Annotated in this window: 17 protein-coding genes and 1 pseudogene; 4 read left to right on the forward strand and 14 right to left on the reverse strand. The window is 37.5% G+C overall.

What is annotated here, in order from left to right:
• Window positions 1-144: 144 nt before the first annotated feature.
• On the forward strand, window positions 145-945 hold the full coding sequence (locus G6554_RS15710) for an IclR family transcriptional regulator (RefSeq protein WP_166243512.1): 801 nt from the start codon (window positions 145-147) through the stop codon (window positions 943-945).
• 505 nt (window positions 946-1450) lie between these two features.
• Window positions 1451-1912, forward strand: a complete 462-nt coding sequence (locus tag G6554_RS15720) for a redoxin domain-containing protein (protein WP_347564321.1) — start codon at window positions 1451-1453, stop codon at window positions 1910-1912.
• Between the two features lie 141 nt (window positions 1913-2053).
• On the opposite strand, the gene G6554_RS15725 is transcribed toward G6554_RS15720, so the two are convergent.
• The 8 genes from G6554_RS15725 to G6554_RS15760 all read right to left on the reverse strand — a co-directional run bounded on the left by G6554_RS15725 (window position 2054) and on the right by G6554_RS15760 (window position 16108).
• Window positions 2054-2449, reverse strand: coding sequence for a VOC family protein (locus tag G6554_RS15725; RefSeq protein ID WP_166243516.1), 396 nt, complete (start codon window positions 2447-2449; stop codon window positions 2054-2056).
• Between the two features lie 101 nt (window positions 2450-2550).
• Complete coding sequence (gene yidA / locus G6554_RS15730; RefSeq protein ID WP_166243518.1) at window positions 2551-3363, reverse strand: sugar-phosphatase; 813 nt, start codon at window positions 3361-3363, stop codon at window positions 2551-2553.
• A 105-nt stretch (window positions 3364-3468) separates the two neighbouring features.
• Window positions 3469-4659: a macrolide family glycosyltransferase gene (locus G6554_RS15735; protein WP_166243520.1), complete on the reverse strand. Its 1191-nt coding sequence runs from the start codon at window positions 4657-4659 to the stop codon at window positions 3469-3471.
• Between the two features lie 72 nt (window positions 4660-4731).
• Window positions 4732-7902: an ATP-binding cassette domain-containing protein gene (locus G6554_RS15740; protein WP_166243523.1), complete on the reverse strand. Its 3171-nt coding sequence runs from the start codon at window positions 7900-7902 to the stop codon at window positions 4732-4734.
• 149 nt (window positions 7903-8051) lie between these two features.
• A complete protein-coding gene (locus G6554_RS15745; protein ID WP_166243525.1) occupies window positions 8052-10025 on the reverse strand; it encodes an oxidoreductase in 1974 nt (657 codons plus the stop codon).
• A 243-nt stretch (window positions 10026-10268) separates the two neighbouring features.
• Window positions 10269-13349, reverse strand: a complete 3081-nt coding sequence (locus tag G6554_RS15750; RefSeq protein ID WP_166243527.1) for an MMPL family transporter — start codon at window positions 13347-13349, stop codon at window positions 10269-10271.
• Window positions 13350-13367: 18 nt separating this feature from the next.
• A complete protein-coding gene (locus G6554_RS15755) occupies window positions 13368-13865 on the reverse strand; it encodes a MarR family winged helix-turn-helix transcriptional regulator (protein WP_166243529.1) in 498 nt (165 codons plus the stop codon).
• A gap of 182 nt (window positions 13866-14047) precedes the next feature.
• Window positions 14048-16108 carry a DUF4179 domain-containing protein gene (locus G6554_RS15760; RefSeq protein ID WP_166243531.1) on the reverse strand — a complete coding sequence of 687 codons (2061 nt, stop codon included), beginning with the start codon at window positions 16106-16108 and terminating at the stop codon, window positions 14048-14050.
• Window positions 16109-16396: 288 nt separating this feature from the next.
• Here G6554_RS15760 and G6554_RS15765 point away from each other — a divergent pair, with 288 nt between their 5' ends.
• Window positions 16397-17725, forward strand: coding sequence for a radical SAM/SPASM domain-containing protein (locus G6554_RS15765; RefSeq protein WP_166243533.1), 1329 nt, complete (start codon window positions 16397-16399; stop codon window positions 17723-17725).
• Window positions 17726-18003: 278 nt separating this feature from the next.
• Here G6554_RS15765 and G6554_RS15770 read toward each other — a convergent pair whose 3' ends face one another.
• The 5 genes from G6554_RS15770 to G6554_RS15790 form a co-directional block, all read right to left on the reverse strand.
• On the reverse strand, window positions 18004-18435 hold the full coding sequence (locus G6554_RS15770) for a transcriptional regulator (protein WP_242637737.1): 432 nt from the start codon (window positions 18433-18435) through the stop codon (window positions 18004-18006).
• A 52-nt stretch (window positions 18436-18487) separates the two neighbouring features.
• Window positions 18488-19915, reverse strand: coding sequence for a sensor histidine kinase (locus tag G6554_RS15775; protein ID WP_166243535.1), 1428 nt, complete (start codon window positions 19913-19915; stop codon window positions 18488-18490).
• 14 nt (window positions 19916-19929) lie between these two features.
• Entirely contained in the window at window positions 19930-21126 is a 1197-nt protein-coding gene (locus tag G6554_RS15780) for a beta-ketoacyl synthase N-terminal-like domain-containing protein (RefSeq protein ID WP_166243537.1), read from the reverse strand.
• A gap of 983 nt (window positions 21127-22109) precedes the next feature.
• On the reverse strand, window positions 22110-22538 hold the full coding sequence (locus G6554_RS15785) for a YlbF family regulator (protein WP_166243539.1): 429 nt from the start codon (window positions 22536-22538) through the stop codon (window positions 22110-22112).
• Between the two features lie 104 nt (window positions 22539-22642).
• Window positions 22643-22966: a hypothetical protein gene (locus G6554_RS15790; RefSeq protein WP_166243541.1), complete on the reverse strand. Its 324-nt coding sequence runs from the start codon at window positions 22964-22966 to the stop codon at window positions 22643-22645.
• A 774-nt stretch (window positions 22967-23740) separates the two neighbouring features.
• Here G6554_RS15790 and G6554_RS15795 point away from each other — a divergent pair.
• Window positions 23741-24004 carry a hypothetical protein gene (locus tag G6554_RS15795; RefSeq protein WP_166243543.1) on the forward strand — a complete coding sequence of 88 codons (264 nt, stop codon included), beginning with the start codon at window positions 23741-23743 and terminating at the stop codon, window positions 24002-24004.
• 70 nt (window positions 24005-24074) lie between these two features.
• Here the strand turns inward: G6554_RS15795 and G6554_RS15800 are convergent.
• Window positions 24075-24272, reverse strand: a pseudogene (locus tag G6554_RS15800) (hypothetical protein); the annotation flags it as partial.
• Window positions 24273-24444 lie beyond the last annotated feature (172 nt).

Raw genomic sequence — 24444 nt, forward strand, 5'->3', positions numbered from 1 at the left:
GGAACAATAATACTATCCATCTCCTTTGTTAGTCAATTGAATTTTCGGAAAATTGTCAATATTGACAAATAGTAGGGTGAAACTTATAATTTAACCCAACTTAAACCTGTAAGGTGTACAGGAATTATGAATAGGAGCTTGCTCATGCAAAAACAAAATGAAAAGGAAAAATCAGAGGTTCCTGCTCTAGAGGCTTCCATTAAAATTTTGGAATATTTAAGTCGTTATAAAAGTAAGGAACGTTCCCTGTCACAAATCGCTAAGAATTTATCTATCAATAAGAGTACCTGTCATAGAATTCTAAAATTATTCGTTCATTATCGCTATGTTTCATACAATGAGGATTCTAAACAGTATAATCTTGGGCCATATCTTCTCGTCTTAGGCTCTAGGGCTTCAGAGTTTATCGATTACCTTAGGCTTGCTAAACCATACCTCAAGTCCGTATGCGAACAAACAAGGCTAACAAGTGTTTTGCTTGAACCTTTATCCAATGATCGATTAATGTATGTTGCCAAGGAGGAACTTGATTCCCCGGATGCCCCTGTTCAGGTGACAGTAAAAATAGGACAGCATTTCCCTGTAACCAGTGCCTCTTTTGGTAAGTGCTACTTAGCGTTTCTTGAGGCAGAACGAACGAAAGAAATTATTCAAAAGGTTAATTTTAAACAATTTACCGATAGTTCCATTACAGATTTTGAGATATTTCAGGAAAGTTTAAATGAGGTGAAACGAAAAGGGTATGCAGTAAGCTATGAAGAACATACACCGGGTATTTTTGGTGTTGCAGCACCTGTCTTTGACCATAACGGCGAGATAAAAATGGTTATTGCCTGTATCGGCTTTGCTTCAAAAATTAGTGAAGAACATATTTCATTCTGTGGGGAAAAGCTCAAAGAAGCATCAAAAAGGATAATGGAAGTAATTGGAGGAAGGGAACCCTAATATTCTCTTCCTCCTTTTGATTACATCCATTTTCCAACAAATTTCTCAACAGGTTTCATAAAAAAAGCTTATTATACCTTTGTGGTTAGCATGACTAATCAAACGATTGGTTAAATAAAAATAAACTAATCAAATGTTTGATTAAAACGTTGGCTAATCTTATGAATTAGGGAATTCGCCCATAAAGGAACTGAAAATGATGTCGAAAATAGGGGGTGGATTGTTCCTTTCATTCGAAAATCATGACGAATAGCAGCCCTTTATGGCCCATTCCTCACCTTTCGACAAGAACACCTATATTTCCCTTTCAATTAAACATTTGATTAAAAACAAGGAAAGTCCTTTTACCATTTGAATTTTCCCAGGAAATTTTAAAAAAAGAATGTCGAAATCCGCTCGACCTTTTCTTCATAAAACCAATAAAAGTCTAATCTAACTGAAGGATGGACAAAATACCTAAGTAAGGATGTTTCGTATTAAAGGAGGTTGGATCTTGGACAATTCTTTGAAAATTGGGGATGTTGCACCTAATTTCTCATTAACTGCGACAACAAAGGAACAGATTGCACTGTCAGATTATAAGGGAAGTAAGAATGTAGTTGTGGCTTTTTATGGGATGGACTTTACCCCCGGCTGAATTAAGGAAATTTCCTCTTGGAAAGAGGACTACAAACGATTTGAACAACTAGATGCAGAAGTACTGGGCATCAGTGCAGACCATATTCACTCACACCACGTATTTGCGGCCAGCATGGGGACCTTACCCTACCCATTATTGTCAGATTGGCATAAGCTCACGATAAAAAATTACAAGGTATTTAACGAAAAAGGCGAAGTTGCCATCCGCTCTGTCTTTATCGTAAATAAAGCTGGCATCATTACCTATATGAACACCTCCTTTAAAGCAGATAAGAAGGAAGATTATGAGGCGGTTTTTTCCGAGCTTGAGAAGTTAACGAGAAAATAAACGGACATAAAACGATGATCTATGAATTTTCCAACTGCAATGAAAGAACGTAAAGATAAAGAAAGGCGGATTGCCTTTCTTTATCTTATACACAACTATTCTACATCTTACTCATATGCTTTAGGTCATCTATCATGGATTCTATTTTGCATTCTCATCGGGTTGATGAATCCCAAAGATATTGCCTTCAGGATCAATAAAATATCCTTGCCACGCCATGCCAGGTAGAGCATATTTGGCCATTGCGACCTTTCCGCCATTCTCTATGATCTTTGCTTCCGTTACATCGTAATTTTCCACTCCCATGGTACAAGCAAATCCATTTAAAGGTTGGTTCGGTTCTGGCGGAGCACTTTGACGCTGCATCAAAGCACCATTGATCCCAAGTTCACTTTCATCGCCAGTCACTGCCCCGAAGTAAGGCATGCCAGCATACTCACTCCAATCTTGAAACGTCCATCCAAATACTTCTCCATAAAATTTCTTGGCTCTATCCATGTCATTCACATGAATTTCAAAATGTACTAATCTGCCCATGATTACCTCCTATATTTACATAGATTAACTATTGCCATAAATCATCTATCGTATTCTCTTTCGGCAGCGCAACAGGGAAACCTGCTCATCTGGGGCAAAATTTATTTGTTTAATATCAGTTTTTCGATGGCATATGCCACGCCGTTTTCATTATTAGAAAATGTTTGAAACTCTGCAACCTTTTTTACGCTTGGTACCGCATTGCCCATTGCTACACCACAGCCGGCATATTCCACCATACTTAAATCATTTTCGCCATCGCCGATGCAAATCACTTCTTCTCTTTTAATTGAAAGTTTTTCCGCTAGTTGTTTGACTGCATTCCCTTTACTGACGCTGGGATGAAGAACTTCTAAAAAGTACGGTGCACTTTTGACCCATGTAAATTGTTCCTTAAATGAATCCGGAATGTTCGAAATGATTTTGTTTAAGTGTTCCGGTTCGTCAATAAACATAACCTTTGGAATCAAAAAGTCTCCGGGTATTTCTTCCATCGTCCGATAATGAAGGGGAATTTGATTGATATGAGATTCATATACCGTATACTGGTTAATGTCTTTATTCGGTGTGTAGACATTTTTTGAGTCAAAAAAGTGCATCGGTGAATGAAGCTTTAAACTCAATTCATATAACACTTTTAAATCTTGGTATGTTAAGGAAATTTCAGAAATAACTTCATTCGTATGCGTATTTTGCACAAGTGCACCATTAAAGGTAATCACATATTCATCTTCATCTGTTAATTTTAATTCCTCAATGATAGGCTTGGCCCCGACGATTGGCCTCCCTGTGCAAACAACGACCTTCACCCCTTTTGCTTTTGCGGCTTGAATTGCCTCATTTACCTCCTTCGTAATTTCCTTCCGATCATTAAATAAAGTCCCATCAACATCAATTGCCACTAATTTGTACAAATCTTCACCCTCTATTCCTTCTATAAGCATGGTTGCTCTATCAAAAATTTTTGTGTTGTTCGAGCTAGTAATTACGTATTTTTGTGTTCACGTTTTGTTGAACAATTAGATTTCAAATTGGCCAATAGCTTCGAAAATCTCATCAACAGCCTGCTGATATCCACCCGTTTTTTGCAAAGAATCCCTTATATTTGTAACCGTTTTATGGAAAGATGGCTGGTCTAACATATACTCTACTGCTTCACTCAGCTGTTTTGCTGTCAAGCTCTCCATTTGCAATTGAATACCTGCCCCGATACGGGCAACTTGCTCGGCAATGACCGGCTGGTCTGCGCTTTGCGGGATAACAATGAGTGGAACCCCGTAATAGAGACCTTCATGAACACTGTTCATACCACCATGTGTAATAAATAATTTTGTATGTTTCAGTACCTCAGTTTGCGCAACATAATGTTTCACAATGAAGTTTTTTGGGATTTCTCCTAAATCAGAAAGTTGCACTTTTTCACCAATAGACATGATAACCATTTGATCTGTGTTCCCAAGTGCTGCGAAACAAAGTTTATAAAAAGGAATGGCCTGGTTGAAAACCGTGCCGAGTGAAATATAAATTGGCCTTTTCCCTTTGATTGCAAGGAAATCGGAGTTTCCTTCCGTTAATCGTGGAGAGATGGACGGTCCAACAAATTTGTACGAACTGTCAAAATCTTCTCCACCAGGTTGAAACTCTCTCGTTGTATAAACGATTGTAAGTGGTGCCGGATTACAATAGACTTCGTAAGGAGAATGGATTTCAATGCCATATTTCGCCTCCACCCTTGCCTTCAATCTTTGGTGTTCAGCAACTGTTTCCGCAGGGATTTTTTTAGAAAGCGGTTCGAACATGGTATCGAATTGTGCCTTTGTCTGCGCAAAGGAAGTACACGAATTGATGGCCGGAAGCTGAAGGATTTGGGCTAGTAATCGGCCGCAGCCAAACATGGAATCGTGGATAATATAATCAAATTGTTCTCCTTTGATTTGATCCAGCACGCTAGGAATGACAATATCTTCCGTAAATAGAAGACCATTGATCCTTTCGAGTAAATTATTTCTCCCACCTAAGATAAAGGCTTTTATAAATTTTTGACCATCCAATGTTCGTACAATAGCTCCCGTCTTCTCAATTCGCTCTCGAAAGGCCTCTATTGTAAAGTACACTACCTCTTCGCCACGCGAAATAAGCTCTTCTACAACCCCAATAGTTGGATTGATATGCCCTTCTGAACCGGCATTAATAAATAACACACGTAACATTTTCACCACTCCTAAACCTTGGGGACAGTTCTGATGGCCTTTTTGTTCCAACAGAACTGTCCCCATGGCCATTTAGTTATTTTGCTCAAGGCATTGATAAACGGCCATCATATCTCGTTTGTTTAACTCACGAATTCGATTAAAAATAGGAATATTTGCGACTGCCTCAGTATATAAGGGTTCATCCACAACATCCTTTACTGTTCCAGTTAACCATGTTTTTACTTGTACGCCTTCGACCCGTTCCTTAAGGCCCTCATCATTGATGCCGGTTGCATAACAACTTACACATGGAATGGTTAATTTAAACACGCCATCATGCAAATTGTCTTCTGATATCACTTTCTTTCCTTTACAAAATGGACATGGCTGGCTTTTTTTTATTTTATTTATTTCGGTAACTAATTTTTTGTAGCCAAACGCTTCATAAACATAGGTTAACTTTTTGTATTTTCCATTGGTGAAATACTGATCGATGATTGCTTCTCTTGTTCCATTGATTGCAGGAAAATCACAGATGGTCACTTGATTATGGCTGCTAATCGATTCAATCTTGTCCTTGAGTGTATCCCAGAATGGTAAGACATTTTGTAATACCATTTCATACCCCGTAAAGCTTGCTTGTTCTAGCTCAAACATCTTCAGTGCGACTTGTGTTTTTCTAGGCAGTAATGAGACATCTTCCGTCAAAATCATATCGCCGCCGACAATCGATTTCAGTTTGACGAGCGCAGGTAAATCACCTACTATTTTCACTACTTGGTCAAGCGGCAGATTAATCAGTTCCCGAATATCTGTATCTCCAAATTTTAGCGGTTTATGGTGGTTTAAAACCGTCCCCTCACAAACCGGACAGGTGATTTTTTCTTTGGAAGCTTTCATTTGCTCTTTAATGATGGATTTTGACACGACAATATACATACCAAGGATGGTATTAAAACCTACCCATGTTCGACGCGCCTTTCCATCCTTATCATAAAATGACTTTTCAAAATACCCGTACCAAAATGTATGCTTCTCTTCTTCTGACATCTCATTATAGCTTTTTGTCAGGTCATGCCCGAGTTCATTCTTCATTTCTTCAAATAGAAATTCTAATTTTGCGTATTGATAAAATTTTAATACGTCCATTATTTCCGGATGGAATAGACCATCCCAGAAAGGCGTATCCTTATCTTGAATCACAAGATCTTTATCAAATATTTCAATTTTAAGGCGCCCTGAGCATGACGGACAATGATTGTCCTTCGAATAGAAATCAAAGCTTTTCGTATCTTTATTGGTTGGATGGGACGCAATAATATGGTTAATCAAGCCGCCCATTTCATATAGGAAACTATATTGACTATACAAATGCCTTTCAAAATCAATGGCAACGACTGGCGAAATTTTAGTAGAATCGTATTCACCGTAAATCAACCGAGCCATTGATGATAAGCTTTTTAAAATACCGCCCTTATAGATATTTTCTGCCTGTTTAAAATAGTCGATATGATTTTCTTTTAAAAAAGTAATGCCATGTTGTGAATGGAGTGTAGACGAAATAGGCGTTTGGGCAGCCGTATCTTCCCTGTTATTAGTCTCAACATATTCTTGATGGCTAACAACATCAAGATGTGTGACAGGCTCATTCTTTCTTTTACCAAAATCAATGATAAAATCAGAACTCTCCAGCATATAGGCATTATGTTCAATCATCATGATAGAAACGGATTTATCCTGTAAAATCCCCCTGATACTATCGATGAATTGATTTAAAATATTTTGTGATAAACCTTTTGATGGCTCGTCAAAAATGAAAAGTGTATGAGGATTTCTAGAATTCGCAAATAGTTCTGAGACTAAATGCACACATTGAAATTCACCCGTCGATAATGTTTGCGTCTTTCTATTTAACGTCAAATATCCTAATCCAAGTTTGATCAATAAGCTCAAACGTTTATGTGCGATATCTTCATTTGGAAGTTCCTCAATGATGTCTTCAATGGAACGATCGAAAATATCATCAATATCTTCACTATATTTTGTGAGCTTCTTTTTAATATCAAGAAAAGTCGCAACGGTTGACCGACTCGTAATCGACTGGTTTCGATCTTGTCCCACCATTACAAGTTTATCTTTTTTGTACCGCTTCTGAAAATCTTCGGCAATACATTTGTTGACAAGAGTTGATTTACCGCATCCAGACTCTCCAGTAATCGTTACAAGTCTATTTTTGGGTATGTCTATTTCGGCCATTTGAATATTGCGGCAATATAAATCCTGAAAATGATAGAAATCTAATGGTACTTCCTTATTTCGTTCTGAGTATATTGGCTGTGGTCGCGGTGATACATCCACGATTTTTCCGCCATATTTACCACTGCCAGGTCCAAAGAATATCTTATTATCCGTTGTATCGAGCACTGTGTCAGAATGGTCAATCAGCCAAATTTGATTCTTATAGCCTAATTGTTTAATTTGTTCTAAAATTTTCAGTAATGTGTCGTGATCAATCCCGACTGATATTTCATCAATGATAATAACCGTATTTTCACTTACAGCCATGAATTCTGCGAGGTAAAGCCGAGTTAATTCTCCACCTGACAACGTACCCATAATCCTGTTTAATGTTAAGTAGCCTATATTCATATTGATAATATTTTTAAGTATATGCTGTTTTTCTTCACTAATATGTAAATCCTCTGATAACGAGAGAATGGTTTCCATACTTAAGTTGTTAAGATCTGCTATGTTATGTGGTTTACCAAATAAATCATATGTATATTGCTGGACATTTTCGTTATAACGCCTTCCATTACACTTAGGGCATTCGACATTACTGTTAGTACCGCGCCCTTTACACTTAGGACACCAACCTAATTCATTATTAAATGAAAAGACTTCCGGAGAAAGATTGTATTTATCAGCGAGTCGCGCGCGTATTTCTGTAAACACGCCGGTATGTGTACCAATAGTCGAACGTGGATTAGAGGATATGGATGATCTCCCCAGAAAAAGGACTAATGGCATCTCTTCCATATGAATAGCACTGAAATTGGTTTCCATAATATCAGGAAATAAATACTGATAGTCAGCCTTGGGTAACAAGGAAACAAGCCGCTTCTTGGATTCCTCCCCAATTGTTTGACAAAAAGTTGTTTTACCAGATCCAGACAAACCCGCAATGCCGAGCGATTGGTCTTCCGGCAAGCTAGCATCTAAACGATTAATATTGTTTGCAATTAATTGACTTATTTTCATTTTTATATCCACCCCATTCTCTAAATCTAGTATTGCCATATTAGCACAACTTCAAATAAATATGTTGTGTTCTTTTCGAAAAAAAACAAACAGCTCAGTCCCATACTGAGCCGTTTGATCTTATATATTAGCTATAAGTATATAATAAATCAGAAGGTCTCTACTACCTCCCTCTTCATCCTTGTAACCAATGATTCAAGAATAAATGCTGTTTCAAACCCACCTCTAGTGGCATCAGCAATGGAAAAATAACCTGCTGAATCACCTATTACAAAGACATTGTCGAACTGTTTTTTAAATGATGCTTCTAATGGATTATAAGGCATTACCCCCATGGCAATGACAACCTGATCAACGTCTACTTCTGTCTGTCTTCCTGAATCTTTCTCTTCGAGAATAAGACCATTCGGAACGATTTTCTTTACTTTATGACCTGTCATGATCGTAACATCCAATAATTCTAATCGATTGAACAGCCGTTTGCGTGTTGCTGGACTTATTTTCTTTCCTGACTTGGTAGGTACTTCAATGAAAGTGATTTGGTTCCCTTCTTCTGCAAGTCTACGAGCGGTACTTTGACAAACCATTCCACTGCCTAAAACAGCAATATGTTGACGATTAAATTGTCTTTGCTCCATTTTTACCTCTTTATAATGACATACATTCGCTAGATCATGTCGCTCAATTTGAGGAATAAATGGTTGACCACCCGTTGCCAGGATAACAGCATATGGATGTAATGATTCCACCTCTTTAATAGTAGCCTCCGTATTTAGTCGGATATCCACTTTTAACCGTTCCATTTCATTGACGAAGTAATCAATGTACCAATTCATTTTCTTTCTATACACTGGCTCGGTTACTTGATTCAACTGTCCACCAAGTCTATGGTCCTTTTCAAACAAGGTTACCTCGTATCCTCTTAATGACAGCACCCTTGCAGCCTCCATTCCTCCTGGGCCGCCACCAACGATTACAACTCTACGTTTTTCCTCAATCCTCTTAAACTCATCAAACTCCAGTTCCCGTCCTGCTCTAACGTTGATTGAACACTCAATCTGTGCAGTTGAATAGGCACAGCGTAAACAGGAAATACACATCCTAATCTCTTTTTCCCTTCCCTCTGCTACCTTACGAACCCATTCCGGATCTGCAAGTAGGCCTCGTCCAATAGCAACAAAGTCTGCTTTTCCATCTGCTAATATGGACTCAACAAATTGGGGTTCGCGAATGGCCCCAACCGAAATCACTGGGATATGCACCTCTTGTTTAATTGCTTCTGCTAGATAGACTCTCCACCCCTGCTCAAATAAAGGTGATTCGATTACTTTATCCATAGAATTATAGTTGCCTGCACTTGCATGCAGCCCGTCCACACCGATCTTTTCTAAATAACGGCTAATTTTTTTACTTTCCTCCACATCGATTCCATGTTCATCAAATTCATCTACACTTAATCGTACGGTGACAGGGAAATCTTCATCACATATTTGTTTGATCCCTTGGACGATCTCCTCTAAAAATCTCATTCTGTTTTCAAAGTTACCACCATATTCATCGGTACGTAAATTGGTATAAGGGCTTAAGAATTGGTTAATCAAGTAGCCGTGTGCACCATGAAGTTCCACACCGTCCATTCCGGCAAGCTTACATCGATAGGCACCCATAATAAATTTTTGAATCAAGTCTTTTACTTCTATGGTAGTTAATTCTCTTGGTTCTTCCCCGATCGCATCACATGTCACTGGACTCGGAGCAACAATTTGTTTACCACCCGTCAACATGGAATTGGATTCTCTTCCTGCATGGTGCAGCTGAACAAAGATTTTGGTCCCATATTTATGTACGGCATTTGCCAAACGATGAAATCCCGGGACAAAGCGATCCTCATCTATTCTTAACTGGTTTACGGCACCCTTTCCTAATTCATAATCAATACTGGTAAACTCCGTAATGATTAACCCGGTCCCCCCTTTGGCCCTTTCTTCATAATATCGAATTTGGTGATCAGTGATCTCACCGGTAGGACCAGCCAAATTGGTACACATCCCCGGCATGACAATTCTGTTTTTCAACGTTACATTCCCTATTTTGCCGCTTCCTAATAAATGATGATAACTCATATGTGGACTCCTCCTTTTTAATTGTGAATAACTTCACATTCATCCATCCATTTCCAATTATAATCGATTGGATGAAGTTTTTTTGTAAAGATTATGACAATTAGGTGGAAAATGAAAAGCGAAAGTGCCCTGGTCTGCGGCGCATGAAATAAAAAAAAGCTAACTCCTCCATCCAAAAAGGGATGGGGAGTCAACTTTTTCACTGGATTCCACACAAAGGCCTTTTATGGCAGAATTCCATGATTATACAACCCTTTTTTCTATCAGTTGATCATCTTCCTTTTTTCTAGAAAATAAATTTGCTAGAGCTTCTGGAAGAGCCATCAATGCTGGTACAAAGATTGGAAGCAGTACAAAGCAAAGAATCACAAGACCCGTAATAACTGCGATGGCCAGTTCAGATAAAAGAACAATCCCGGCAGGCATAAGTGTGGCAAATGTGCCTCCAAGTATGACAACGGCTGCGATAATGACGCCGCCTATTTGCCTCGAAGCCAACACTATAGCTTCTTTAGCCGGCATATTTGGATATTCCTTAAACCGCATCATTAAGAATATACTATAGTCTACTCCCAGGGCGACAATAATGATAAAGGAGAAGAATGGCACGAACGAAGAAATACCCGCAAGCCCCTTTAAATCTACGAAAATATAATTGATGATAAACATCGCCGCATAGTATGCCCCAACAAGGGATGCCGTGATGAACACAGGTGTCCAGAAAGATCGTATAACGAAGAACAATACAAGCAATACACCAATAATAACAATGGTTGTTGTTTTATTCAGATCTCTGGTTAATACATTATTCATATCGTTAGTAGTCGCACTTGGTCCGGATGTTCCGCTCTTAGCACCTGATAGTGTAGTGCCCTTCAGCCCATCAGAAACCGTTTTATTGATTTGTTCTATCGTCTTTAAAGCTTTCTCAGAATATGGATCATCCTTTAAAACAACCAAGAATTTGGTGATTTTTCTATCATTGGACATGAACGTATCAAATGACTTTTCAAAGTCCTTGTTCGTTAATGCTTCCTTTGGCATAAAGAACGTTTTCGTATTCAACTGTGTGAGGTACCCATTCGTTTGCCCTATGCCGTCAGAGATTTGTTTTAAGCCGTTGTTCACATCTGACAGCTTTTCTCCAAAGACACTGAATCCATTGAGGTCATCGGCAAGCTGCTGCTGGCCCGATTTCATCTGGCCCAGTCCATCCGTAACACTGTTCATATTCGTTACAATCGTGCCAATTCCCGAAGATGCTTGACCAAGTCCAGATTCAAGCTTTTTCAACCCAGCCGCCATTTGCGACAAACCGCTGCTCATGGCTGTTAGATTTCGATTGGCTGTTCCAAAACCAGCCGTGACGGCATTATAATTAGTATTTAATGCTTGGATTCCTTCTGGTGTAATCTGACTTAATGATGCTGATAACTGTGCGACAGTTTGCTGTAACGCTACATAATTGGCATCACTTTGGGAATTAGAATAGCTGCTGCCTAATGCTGTTACCATAGACTGCATTTGCACCAGTGCACTTTTCACCCCAAGAAGAGCCTGTGCTGCATCCTGGTAGTGGCTGCCCATCTCTACATATCCCGCCTGCATCTTCCCATAGTTTTCTGCGAGCATTGTGGCACCACTGCTCATCTTGGAGAGATTCATTTCAATAGCAGCTATACCGTTAGAAATCGTTTGTGACTTGCTTGACCCATCATCTATTCCTGTTTGGATTTGCTTCAATCCATCGGTTAAGGCAGCCATACCATCTTGAAGCTTGGCCGTGCCATCCACCATTTGACCCACTTGGGAAAAGTCCGCGGATGTGAGGCCATCTTGTGCTTCTTTCAATCCATCATGAATCTGATCCACACCATCTTGGGTTTGAGATAAGCCATCCGTAACAGATCCCATTTGACTGTCAACGTAAAATTCATCAATTTGTTTCCCTTGAGGTTGTGTGACGGAAGAAACCTGCTTAATCCCCTTTATGCTCTTTAATCTCTCGGTTATGTCATCTATGACGGCAAGAGATTCGTTATTATTAAGTGCTTTGTTCGTTTCAATGACAACAGTTGCGGGCATTGCCTGACCTTTGCCAAAGTGCTCCGCTACTATATTGATCGCTTTTGAAGAAGGATATTTATTTCCAAGCTCTCCAATGGTGTCAAAGTTCAATTTTTCCTGATGCAAAAACACCATTGGTCCAATGATCAAAAGGATAATCACCGTGGAGATAATAGGATGCTTAACAGCAAAGGAGGATGTCTTTCCCCAGAACTTGTTTTCCTTATGACCACTAACACTTTTGGATGGCCAGAAAAGTTTTCTGCCTAACACCTTCATGATAAACGGGGTCAAGGTCACTATTTCAAGCAAAAGAATGGTTACCCCGATCACAACCACAACACCAGATCGATAGATAGGCGATTCGGCAAAAATGAGTGCAAGGAACGCAATAAATACCGTCAGTATACTATAAGCAATGGTTTTACCTGCCGTTTTATAGGTGTTAACGATGGATTCATCGATCGTGTGGTCATGGGATAGTTCTTCCTTAAAACGGTTAAAAAGAAGGATATTATAATCCGTTCCAATCCCAAAAAGAATCAGGATCAGGAGCATCTGAGTCAGACTGGTAATTGGAAATCCTGCTTTATCAATTAATTGAGCGGCAATCCCCATCGAACAAAGATAGGAAAAAGCGACAGCCACTAAGGAGATCAATGGTGTAACAACGGACCTAAAGGCAAGGATGAGGACAACTAAAATAAAAATAACGGTTAATGCCGCACTCTTTTCAACACCCGCTTGTGATGCCTTTAGATAATCATTATTGATAAAGTCTTCACCGCTAAGATAGTAGTCAACAGGTACTTTATTCAGCTTGCTTTTAAATTTCTTTTCGATGTCATCGATTTCTCTGCCTTTTTTATCAAGCTTATAGCTCACCATCAGTGTTGTACCATCTTTGGATACTAGTGAGCTTTTTGCTTCGGGGATACTAAAGGGATCCATGAGGTCTGCAATACCAAGTTCTTCGCTGCTATCGCTGATCGATTTTACAGCATCACCGATTTTCCTCATTTCATCATCTGAAATTTTATTTTTATCGTAAAAAACAATTAGGTTGTTTACACCCTTTGCTGTATCCATCTTTTTCAACATAGTATCAGCCATTACTGAAGGACTGTCACTACTTGTTCCTTGTTGCCCTTTTTGCCGCAGTATGGCATTGATGTCTGGTTGAATGATTGTAAGCACGATTGTCGCAATCAGCCATATTAAAAATATCGCCCAGCGGCCTTTAATAATCTTTCTCACTTTGAATCCTCCGTTGTTTTATTTTGTTTTTTCAGGAAAGTACAAAACATCAAAGAATTCATGATTATCCATTCCTTCTTCTTCCATTTTTTCCTTTACAGCAGAAACTAATAATCTCATACCCTCCACAACCGCTTCCTGTTCCTTTGAGTTCAAGAGATTCAATGACGCTAATATGGATTTATTAGCGATTTCAGATATGTCCTCATTTATTCCTTCTTTTAATTCGTTTGAGAGAGAAATTTCCACTGAACGTTTATCCTTAGGGTTAGGAGTCTTTACTAGAAATCCTTTTGTGGTAAGTCGTTCCACTATATCCGAAACCGTACTTTGAGTCATTTTGAGATTCTGAGAAAGATGTTTAATACTGATCTTTTTATGAGCAAATACTTCGCCAATAACCCTAGCTTGAGGAATCGTGACACCCCTTTCTTCGGAATGTTTCTGAAGGCTTTTCATTAGATAACTTTGCAATAAATCAATAGATTCACGAATAAAATTGGCTTTATCCACCATTCACTAACCACCTCATAAAAAAATAGCACACGATATATCCCACAAGATACATCGTGTACTATTTATCGTAGATTCATATACCCTTTTTGTCAATAAAAAGGTGTGACTGTCATATGGTTATGCTTTCTTATCTATTAAAAAGGACAGTCCTCTCCATTTGAGGGTGACCTGCCTTTTATATGTTATTCCAGTTGTATATTTACAGCATCATCCAAATATTTCATTTCGCTATATCCAAAAATCTCCAACCTCTTAGGGATCACTTTCTCTCCATCGTTGTTACCGTCAAACTTTATGCTTTGAACGGTAACGAAATACCGGGGTTGGTCAATTTCTTCATATGGTACAGGAATATTATTCATATCATATTCCATTCCGTTTTTGTCAACGATCACGCCTTCAGAGTTCATCTCGAAGAAACTAGCTTCATTTTCATCCTCACCCACAATTTGGAATTGGAGTGACTCATATGCTCGATGCTTTGTTTCATAATTGCTTATGACAACATTGGTCGGTAGTCCCACTTCCACCTTGTCGATAGAGATGATACTGCCTGCATATTCAAAGGTTTGAGGGTATTCCTGAGTAGCATCCAGTTCGATAGTTTTTTGGTCCTCAACAGTTAAATGGAGTGAGCCGGATTGAACGTTTACCTCTTTCGGCTTTTCTCCAAAAAGAGGATCAAATTGCGACTGAGACGTAATCCAACTCCCATCTTGAGGTGACCCTAGGAAAGAGCCGCCACTCAAATCAGACTTCACTTTCTTATTGTTCACTACTAGATTGTTAAAATGGAGATATTCTACCTGCTTTTCTGACTGGTCATTATGAATACTATATTGCAGAACCGTCGCTGTTGGGGCAACGGTTAGTTTATCAAATCGAACCGGGATTCCTCCCACTTCTGTTTCTCCCTTCAATGCATAATCGATAGAGGGCTGTTTTGTTACAGGGATGTCGAAGTTCCATTCCCCAAATGCATATTCCTTTTCCTCGAAAGTCCTATATGCATTCCGTTTAGAAGAATGAGGAATCAATTTCTGAAGCCTTGTAATTTTTAGTTTGACCGTCCCGTTGTCAATGGAGAGTGACGGCAGACTAATCTTCCCATGATACACGTTCTTTTCTTTTTTATTTACTTCCGATGTAAGGTCAGGTGACTCGTACCTTGAATATGTTTCATGGTTCATGATTTTACGTTCATTCTCCACCTTAACCCCTTCATCATCATTCATCATATATTGATTGTCTTCCTTAGTATCTTCTATTTCATAGAAAACAAGCGTCTGTACATCATCCGCAATCGCCCTCTTAATCTTAATTTTCACCCCATCGCTTTCCGCTTCCAGGTTAAGCCTTTCACCCAAGTCCTGTTCCAGAAAGGCACGCAACTCTTGATTCTCTTCCGTCCATGTATAGTAGAGGTTGGTAAAAGACTTTGTAAAGACCTCTATACTTATTAATAGTGCCATAACACTTGCAAAAACAATCCCTATTCTTTTACGCTTCTTGTTCTTTCGTTGTCTGAGCTTTTCCTTTTCTGCCAGCTTAGCTTTGACATTCTCCATGAAATCAGGTGGCACCTGGAACTCTTCAATCCTTTCAGTAAGATTTAACACGACATCCTGGAATGTTGCCAAATCCCCCTGACAGTCCTGACAATGGTAAATATGTCTCTCTAAATCAATCTTTCTCGGCCGATCCAAGGTTCTTTCTACGTAATCAATATAAACCCTTTGATACTTCTTACAGCCATTAAAGGGTGTTCCGTCCCCCCATTCTTTCCGAAGGGACTGGACTCCCGAAAATAAAAGATCCTTCAGTTTTTCCTCAGAAACGTTGAGGAGCTGTGCTGCGTCCTCCCATGAAACTCCTTTTACATATGTAAGAACGATCGCTTCTTTCTGATGCTCTTCCAATTGATCAAGTGCCTGAAATAAATCCCGACGCGACCCACTATCCTCCGGAGCCTGTAAACTTTCAGTAAGCTCCCGGCAAATAAGTATAAATAGGGATGTCACCCACGTTTCAAATGTTGTATCACCTTTAAATCGGGGCAATTCTTTGTGGACTTTTACTATAGAGCGGTAAAAAAGCTCTTCCATTTGCTGCTGATTCCTAAGATAAAACCAACCAAGTGGGTAGAATGATTGTTTATGCTGATCGAACCAATCGACAATAGATTCCAACCCCTTTTTTCTATTAATCATGATTGAACTGGAATCTATTTTTGCTGGGATCATAAATGGTTTCCCCCCCCCTTTTATCATTCTATTTATCTCTTCTTCTATCATTCAAATCTATTATAGCTCGACTAACATTTTTATCCAATTTTTTATTTATTTGGATCTGTTATAACTAAATGCTGATTTCACTGTGTTTGAAAAATAAACGGAAAGATTCCCTTTAAATTAGGAAATATGTACACTTGGTTATGCTCTATAGAGTGACTGAACTCACTGACCATGCTGAAGGATAACCTTATAATGATTTTGGTCTACCTAATTATGTTTAATGAAAGTTTGTGAAAAATGGAAAACAAGAACAGATATGTTCCATCAAGATTTAATGCTATCACACACACAGATGACAATGGCGTTGTGCTATTTAATAGTTATACTGGTGCGATTACTTATTTTTCAGATCAAGAGAAACAGGCAGTCCTATCTTCATTAAAAAGAGCAGGCACCGAATTATTAGAAAACGAAATACAAGAAGATTTACATACAAATGGTTTTTTAGTCTCTAGCCATGTGGATGAAAAGAGAAGGGCACAATTTCTTCATCAGTCACTGCATCGAACAGATACCATGCATCTTGTGCTAATGCCTACCGAAGCTTGCAATTTCCGATGTACCTATTGCTACGAAACGTTTGAACGTGGAAAAATGAATCGAACCGTCATTAATGGGTTAAAAGCATTTGTCCAAGAAAAGGCGGCGAGTTTAACCGACCTGCATATTAGTTGGTTTGGCGGTGAACCATTAATTTCCTTAGACGTTATCGAGGAGCTATCCGAGACTTTTTTAGCGATTGCAAAGGAAAACCATGTCCAGTACTCTTGTGATCTTGTTACAAATGAGTATCTATTAACAAAGGACACGTTCCAGCGATTACTTTCTTGGAATATAAATCAATTTATGATCACAGTCGACGGAGTAGGAGAGGTTCACGATCGCCGAAGACACTTAACAGGCGGTGGGAGAACATTTGATACCATCATCGAGAATCTAATCGCCATTAAAGATGTCCCCGGCTCATTTGACATCACGATTCGAACCAATTTTGACGAAGACAATCTACAAGCGACTTCCGAATTAACCCATTTTTTAAAAGACCATTTTGCAGATGATAAGCGTTTTGGTATTCTATTTCGACCAGTTGGTCAATGGGGTGGAAAAAATGATGATGACATCCCTGTTTGCAGCCGTACAATGGCTAATAAAAAGATCTGGGAACTGACAGATGAAGCGATCTCACAAGGATTCGGTATGAGTTCCATGATTACAGATTCCTTGATGCCATCCGCATCGGTCTGCTATGCGGCAAAACCACACTCATTAGTAGTCAGCTCTCACGGACAATTATACAAGTGCACACTCTCGCTTCATGAGGAATTTAATCAAGTGGGAAAAATACATGAAGACGGTCATCTAGAGCTTGATTATGATAAAATTGCCAGTTGGGTAACATCGGGGGAGGAAACAGATGCTGTTTGCCAATCCTGTTTCTATCGGCCTGTATGCCAAGGGAATCATTGTCCGTTGTATCGGATGAGAACCGGAGAAAGGCCATGTCCTTATGAAAAACGAAATATTAAAAAAGTATTAAACCTAATTTGGAAAAATAGTACTCAATAAACGTGGCTAGTTGACTCATATACATCAATCATGAAAGGTGGTGAGTTACATGCGTGTATTACGCCCAGCTACATCCCCAGTTAACAACCAAGTTACTGGGAAAATCATGAAGTCAGTCCCTGGTAATATAAAATAAGCATAAACTTGTAGAAGGCAACTTCACCATCGGTGAGTTGCCTTCTATAGGATTTCACAAAAATTAGATGGGATTCTACATGGCTGATAATGACTAGGCACGTTAGTTTGTCTTTTTACGATTTTTCATAAACCTTCTCTTTTTAATCGCCTTCAATACTTGGGTTCAGTCTTACCATGCACTTCAAGTCTTCATTACCTTGGTACCATTCAACACAATAACCGTTAGGGTCAATATCGGAATATGAAATCAGTTCCTCAAATGCATGACTAATCTTTTGAGGATCATTTTTATAATTTACTATAGTAACGCACCTGTACTTACCTTTTTCAATGGTGAATAATTCACCATTGAAATTTCCCTCTTTATCCTTTTCTACTATTTCTGCCGCAGCTTTGTAAGTAATAACACCTATTTCTGGTCTCGATATACCAAAGTATCTTCTCTCGTTTGAAAATGGAATACTAGCATGAAGTCTATCATGTGCATCCTGAATTCCGTCTGGAAAAGAAGTTGCCGTTATATAAAATACCTTAATATCTTTTTCAATAATAATCGTTTCCATATCGTGCATTTCAACCTCCTTGGAATAAACTAGGATCATCAAGCCTTCTAGGAATCCATTCTTAAAGGTTACTAAAATAATACTGGGGTAAGATAATTTGTATATGAGTTCCTTTTGAACTGCTATCCACCACGTTTATATCTCCTCGATGTTCAAGAATGATGTTTTTTACAAATGGTAAACCTAGTCCTAAACCTTCATTTTTAGATGTCGTAAAAGGATCAAAAACATTATTCCAATGGTCCGCAGGTATTCCCTTTCCGGTATCAATAAAATGAATAAAAATTCTATCCACTTGAATATCGGTAGAAATCATGATATTTCTTACGGATCTTTCTTTCGAAAAGGCCTCCGAACTATTTTTAATCAAATTGAAAAATACTTGCTTTAAATACACATCGTTGGCATAGGTTTTTAATGTTGTATATTTTTTGTCAAAAAAAACTTCTACAGCATTCCTTTGTAAAAACTCTGCTGCTATTTCAATGGATTGTTCTATGATTTCATTCAAATCCACCATTTTGTAATCAATGGATTTATACTTTAATAATTTTGTGTAATTATTTAGTAATTCCTCCGTTTGATTAGCCGCTTTTTGAATCATTACGGTCATCTTTTTACCTTCAGTAGGCAAATGTGATTCTCCTAATAATTTCGAATATCCGTTAATAATTTGTAGCGTATTTTTAACTTCATGCACTAAACTAGCAGTAAGACTGCCTGCATTATCTAGTTTCTTCTGACGTTCCATTAAACGATTATAATTTACAGTCAATATCGTATTCAATTTAACGAACGAAAAGACAATAATAACTGAAAAAATAATGGTCCCTAAACTGCTAAATAATGCTCCTGTTCCAGGTATAAAATTGAATAATCCAAAAATAAACAGCAACAAGCTACAAGAAGAAAATGTTCCTAAAAAATCTCTTAAAGAGAGGTTTTGAATTTGTTTAGAAATAATAAAAGTAAAAATGATTAGAATTAGAAAACTGCTAGAATGAATAAGATACAAAAATTGCAACGGCCCATATTCTGGAAAATAGAAATAAAGATCTGAGGTAACGACTTTTACCTCTTTCACCCCGATAATTCCGAATCTTGTCATATTTATTAGATAGATAATAAAGCTCCATCCTACTAAGAATAAAAAAACTTTATGATTAAAAATAGAAGATTGAAACTTATAAAATGATTGATTTTTAATATTGGTAGTATGTTTATTGATTAGAACATGCGCTAAATAAAATACAAGAGGAATCATAAAAGTTGGCCCAATCCTAAAGAACCTAAAAAGCCAAGTGATTAATTCTTTTGAAAGGACACCCTTCAAATATAAAACGGCAATGTCTAATTGCCAAAAACAGATGGAGAGCATATAAAGAAATAAAGCAAATGCTAATTCCGAGCCTTTATATATTTTTAAAACGCATATCGCTAATACGATCGGAATAATTCCAATAATAGCGATCAAAAATGCGATGATCAAAGTTTTTCACCACTCTATTGATATCTCTTTATATAGGCACAGGCATTATTCCCTCCATGCCCATGAGTAGTAACCGCTACCTCATGTATTTCTTGAAATAAAGTTGTCGTTACAATGTTCATTTCTTCAAACCCCTGTTTGTTTGTTCGAATAGTTGGAGGTATAAATCCATGATTAATACTTAATAAGGATGAAATAACTTGTAAGATTCCAGTAACTCCATAAGGATTCCCAATCATGCTTTTAATTGAGGTATAGGGGACGGAATGATTGAATAACTCTTTGGAGCAACGCTTTTCAATGTTATCGTTTACTCGAATTCCTACTGCCTGACTATTAATATAGTCAGGTTTTCTACCGCTTAATACTTCTTTCAAGGCACTAACCATTTGATCCCCAGTTTCATCCAACGAGTATAAGTAAACACCGTCATTATTGGAGATCACGTTCTCAATTTCACCCAAAATAGAAATAGATCTTTGTAATGCATGTTCTTCTCTTTCTAGAATAACAACCCCAGAGGCTTCTGAAATGGCAAAACCCTTACTTTTTTCACTAAAGGGAACAGCCCCATCTTGTAACGATTGATTCAAGGCAATTGATTTTGTTTTGGCAAATCCATATGTAGCCATTTTATCAATCAAACTATCCGTTCCGCCAACAATCGCTACATCAATCATACCACATTTTAAATAGGCAATTGCGTCCTGAATGGCTTCTAAACTGGACGTACAGCCCGTAGTAATCGTTTTTGTAAGACCTTTTGCTCCTAAATAATGGGCAATGGCGGAAGTGATACTATGATAATTTACAAAATGAGAAAAAGTAACAGGAATTTCTCGATAATTGGAATGATGAACATTTATAATAGACTCCTGGAAAATTTTTTCACCAGTGGCACCTAAAGATGTGCCAAAGAAGACACCTACTTTTTTATCTTCCAGATTGATCAATTTTGCTTGAGTAATTGCTTCTTTGCCTGCTGCCATCCCCATAAGGGTTACTCTTGGAAATCTTTTGAAGCGTTTATCAGATTCAAATTCATGTAAACCTTCGTTTATTTTTCCAACGAGGGATTCCTCCCCTTTAGGTGACAGACTAGATACAACCTCTAAACAATTAACTCCATTTGCTAAATTATATAAGAATTGTTCAATATTATTTGATTTAGGTCCCATGACCCCATAACCCGTTACTACTATTTTATCCATTCACATTACCCTTCCAAAAGAAAATATGAATATAATTATTTTTCTATTATTATACTAAAAATAGTAATATCATCAATTGATTTCTTAATTCAGCAGCTCCAGGGAATCCTTTGACATAGATTTTAACAATCCTTGTAATATAAGATTATTTTCTGTTGCACTTTAAAGCTCAGTCCAAAGACTGAGCTTAATTTATACCATAATTTTTTCAATTAACTTTGCCAGAAACTCCACATATCAAGAGTGTATGTGGCAACACATGATAAATTATTAAGTCTTTTATACTGCTTTTTCATTAAAATAAAGAAAGTTTCTTTATAGTTCCTGCTTCCTTTATAGACTGTGACGGGCATAGGAATACATCTGGATTACGTGAACAAAGCTGCTTCCAAGCATCCACACATCGGGGATCAAAATGGGGTCCTTTGTTTTCTTTTAAGTATTTCATGGCTCCACCATGTGTCCACGCTTTACGATATGATCGTTCTGAAGTAAGGGCATCATATACATCTGCAACGGCTCTATTCGGGCTCTTCTTCCAGCAAATCCTACTACGATAGAAATAATACTAGCTAGAATTGACACAAGGCTAACAATATAAAAGTGTCCAATCGGTATATTGAAAAATAAATCTATAAAAAAGCCCATATTAAAACATTCAAAAATAATATAAGGAACTAGCAAAGCAGTCAAAGGCCAAAGTAAGCTAAAATGTTTCATCCAATACCCTCGAAGTGACCAATAATTAAGGACATAAATATAGTAACATAATTAGTAGTCATAAAGGACATTGGCACTCCAGAATATGAAAAGCGCAGACAAGTTCCCTCTCTATATCCTGGATATCCACTCTTACCATCCCTTCGTGTATTGCAGCTTTGGCGACTTCAAAGAAAAAACCAAATTCAATCATTTGAATTTGGGAGAGATTTATCAATGGTTTTTGTTAATAGATTACATTAATGATAACGTAAGACGATGTCCTAATGTCCGCCACATCCGCAAGAACCGCCTCCGCCACATCCGCAACCTTGGTCTTCGAGGTCTTCTTCCATTGGAATTCTTTCAAGTTCAATCGTTTTCAGCACATATTTAATCACTAAATCCTGAATCGCATCTAATTCTTGAGAACCATATAGGTAGTCTCGTGAAACTGGATGTAAGTAAATCTTTTCACGAGCTTCTTCAAAAATATTGATTTCTTCTCTTGTAAGTTGATATCCTTGCTGTTGTTTTTGTTGAAGGGCACGCTGCTTTTCAAGAGTTTCATTATATAAAGACATAGCTGCTTCATCCGCATAAAAATCTGTAATCATTGCTCTTAATTTCGGAAATGCTTCCTGATCTAAAATCAATTGGCAAAGCTCTTCCGTCTTCTCTCTTATCTCATCCATATTTGGCTTTGGTCTCATTTGAATCCTCCTCGATATAAAAAGCGTATAGGATATTCATTGTCTTTCAATAGTTGATTATTATTCGTATGTAGTGAGGGCCTGGACAATCAGCCCTTTTTACGTTATTTTCCACCTTTTACATTATGTTCAGTATGCAAAGTTGCAATCATACCATAAAAAGCATATAAGAAGGATTCTGGCGCTTTCAAACGGAAATGTCCGACATCATCTGCATTGAAATTAAATGCTTTTTCTAACAGCCTATATGTGGCATAGGCATAAAAGCAGAAATAGGTGAAATCAAACCCTGGCATTTTCTCATAAATAACGGCAATTTCATCTTTATATAAATCAATATTCGCTGTTGCTTCATCAATAATCGTCTTTAAATCCTCTAAGCCAACTTCAAGAATTAATTCATTTTTTTCAATTTTAATATTAGCCATTTAGCTAACCTCCAATTTATTGCCACTATAACCATTAGACCACCTTTTTAAATCCCTTGTAATGATTTGCATCACGGGTATAGTGGTAAATAAATCAAAGAGGCATTAATTGAATTTGAAAATATTGTTTGAGTGAGAATTAAATGGGAAGTGATATCCATTTTGTCAAGGGGAAAAACGTAGGCGAATAAAATACAATACCTAACAACAATTATCCAATGAAGGAATCCGAAAATACTGGTGTACATCGGCCCAATTAAAAGAACTAACAAATACAGCAATAGCAGAATGACACAACACAATAGAAAGTATATATAAATAAAAACATATTATTCATCAATATGGGTATAGAGAAAAGGCAAAATCTTTAAGATTTCGCTTTTTCTCTCATAGAGGTCATAAAAAGGTATACCCACGATATAAGTTGAGTACCTATAATCGTCTTTATAATTTTTCTATGTTCGTAAGAGTTCTTCCTAACAAAGTATAAAACGAAGGAAGCAGCACCAGTTCCTGAAATTAAATGCATTAGTACAATAAATTTCTTCATATAATTACCGCCTTTTTTTTTAGGACTGCTAAGTCTTTGATTAGAAATTAGTGTTTGCTAATTCAGTTAGGATATTCCATAGAAAAAAGCAATCATATTTTGTACTGCACCCCAAAAGTTAGAGTCAAAATCTAACTTTTGGGGTCCAATACGGCGGTAACATTAAACATAGAAATTATTTCTGCCAAAGTAAAGTTGCCGTTCGGGAAAAGGATATCAAGAATGTGATGTTGGAAGATCTAAAGGGATTGTTCAATACAATTAGCACTGGGACGTTCATGGAAAGCATGCTCAGTAAGTTAAATTCAAAAAAACAATCTGTTCAAAAAGAATTCAAATCCATCTTAAAAGAAATTGAGATGTGCCGGAAACATAAGCTTGTTCATGTGAACCTGTTTACCGAAGGCATCATAAACAAGGAAGATTTAATGGAATTAAAGCAAACACTTGATGCAGAAGTAGAATCACTCCTAATAAAACAGGCGTAACAAAATGAAGACTTGAGTGAGTGTGAAAATAAGGATCATATTGCTACCCTAAAAGAAAAGTTTCATCACTGGAATGATTAGGCAACAAAGTTTCCCATACTTTTGGTAAAGGTACACCCATAATTTCACGGTATTTATCAATAGGAGAAACAGAATCCCATTTTTTCATTGACCGTAAATGTTCAAACGTATCATCAAGTGATAACTCTAAAATTTTATCTGTTTGAAATAGTGTTCCATCCATATCAAAAATTAGTGATTGAGGCATTCTTTTTCTCTCCCTTTTAAAATGACTGATTACTTCCATGTTTGTAAAAAATATAGTATTTCCCTTGGTGTAGATGCGTAAAAATCTATCCTCTGACAACAAATAAACTTAGAAGTGAAAGTCACATACTATTTATGTAAACCATGTTATTAATATACATATAGTAACCCTC

Origin of the sequence: Bacillus sp. MM2020_4 (genome assembly GCF_011250555.1) — a bacterium.
Taxonomy (GTDB): domain Bacteria; phylum Bacillota; class Bacilli; order Bacillales; family Cytobacillaceae; genus Neobacillus.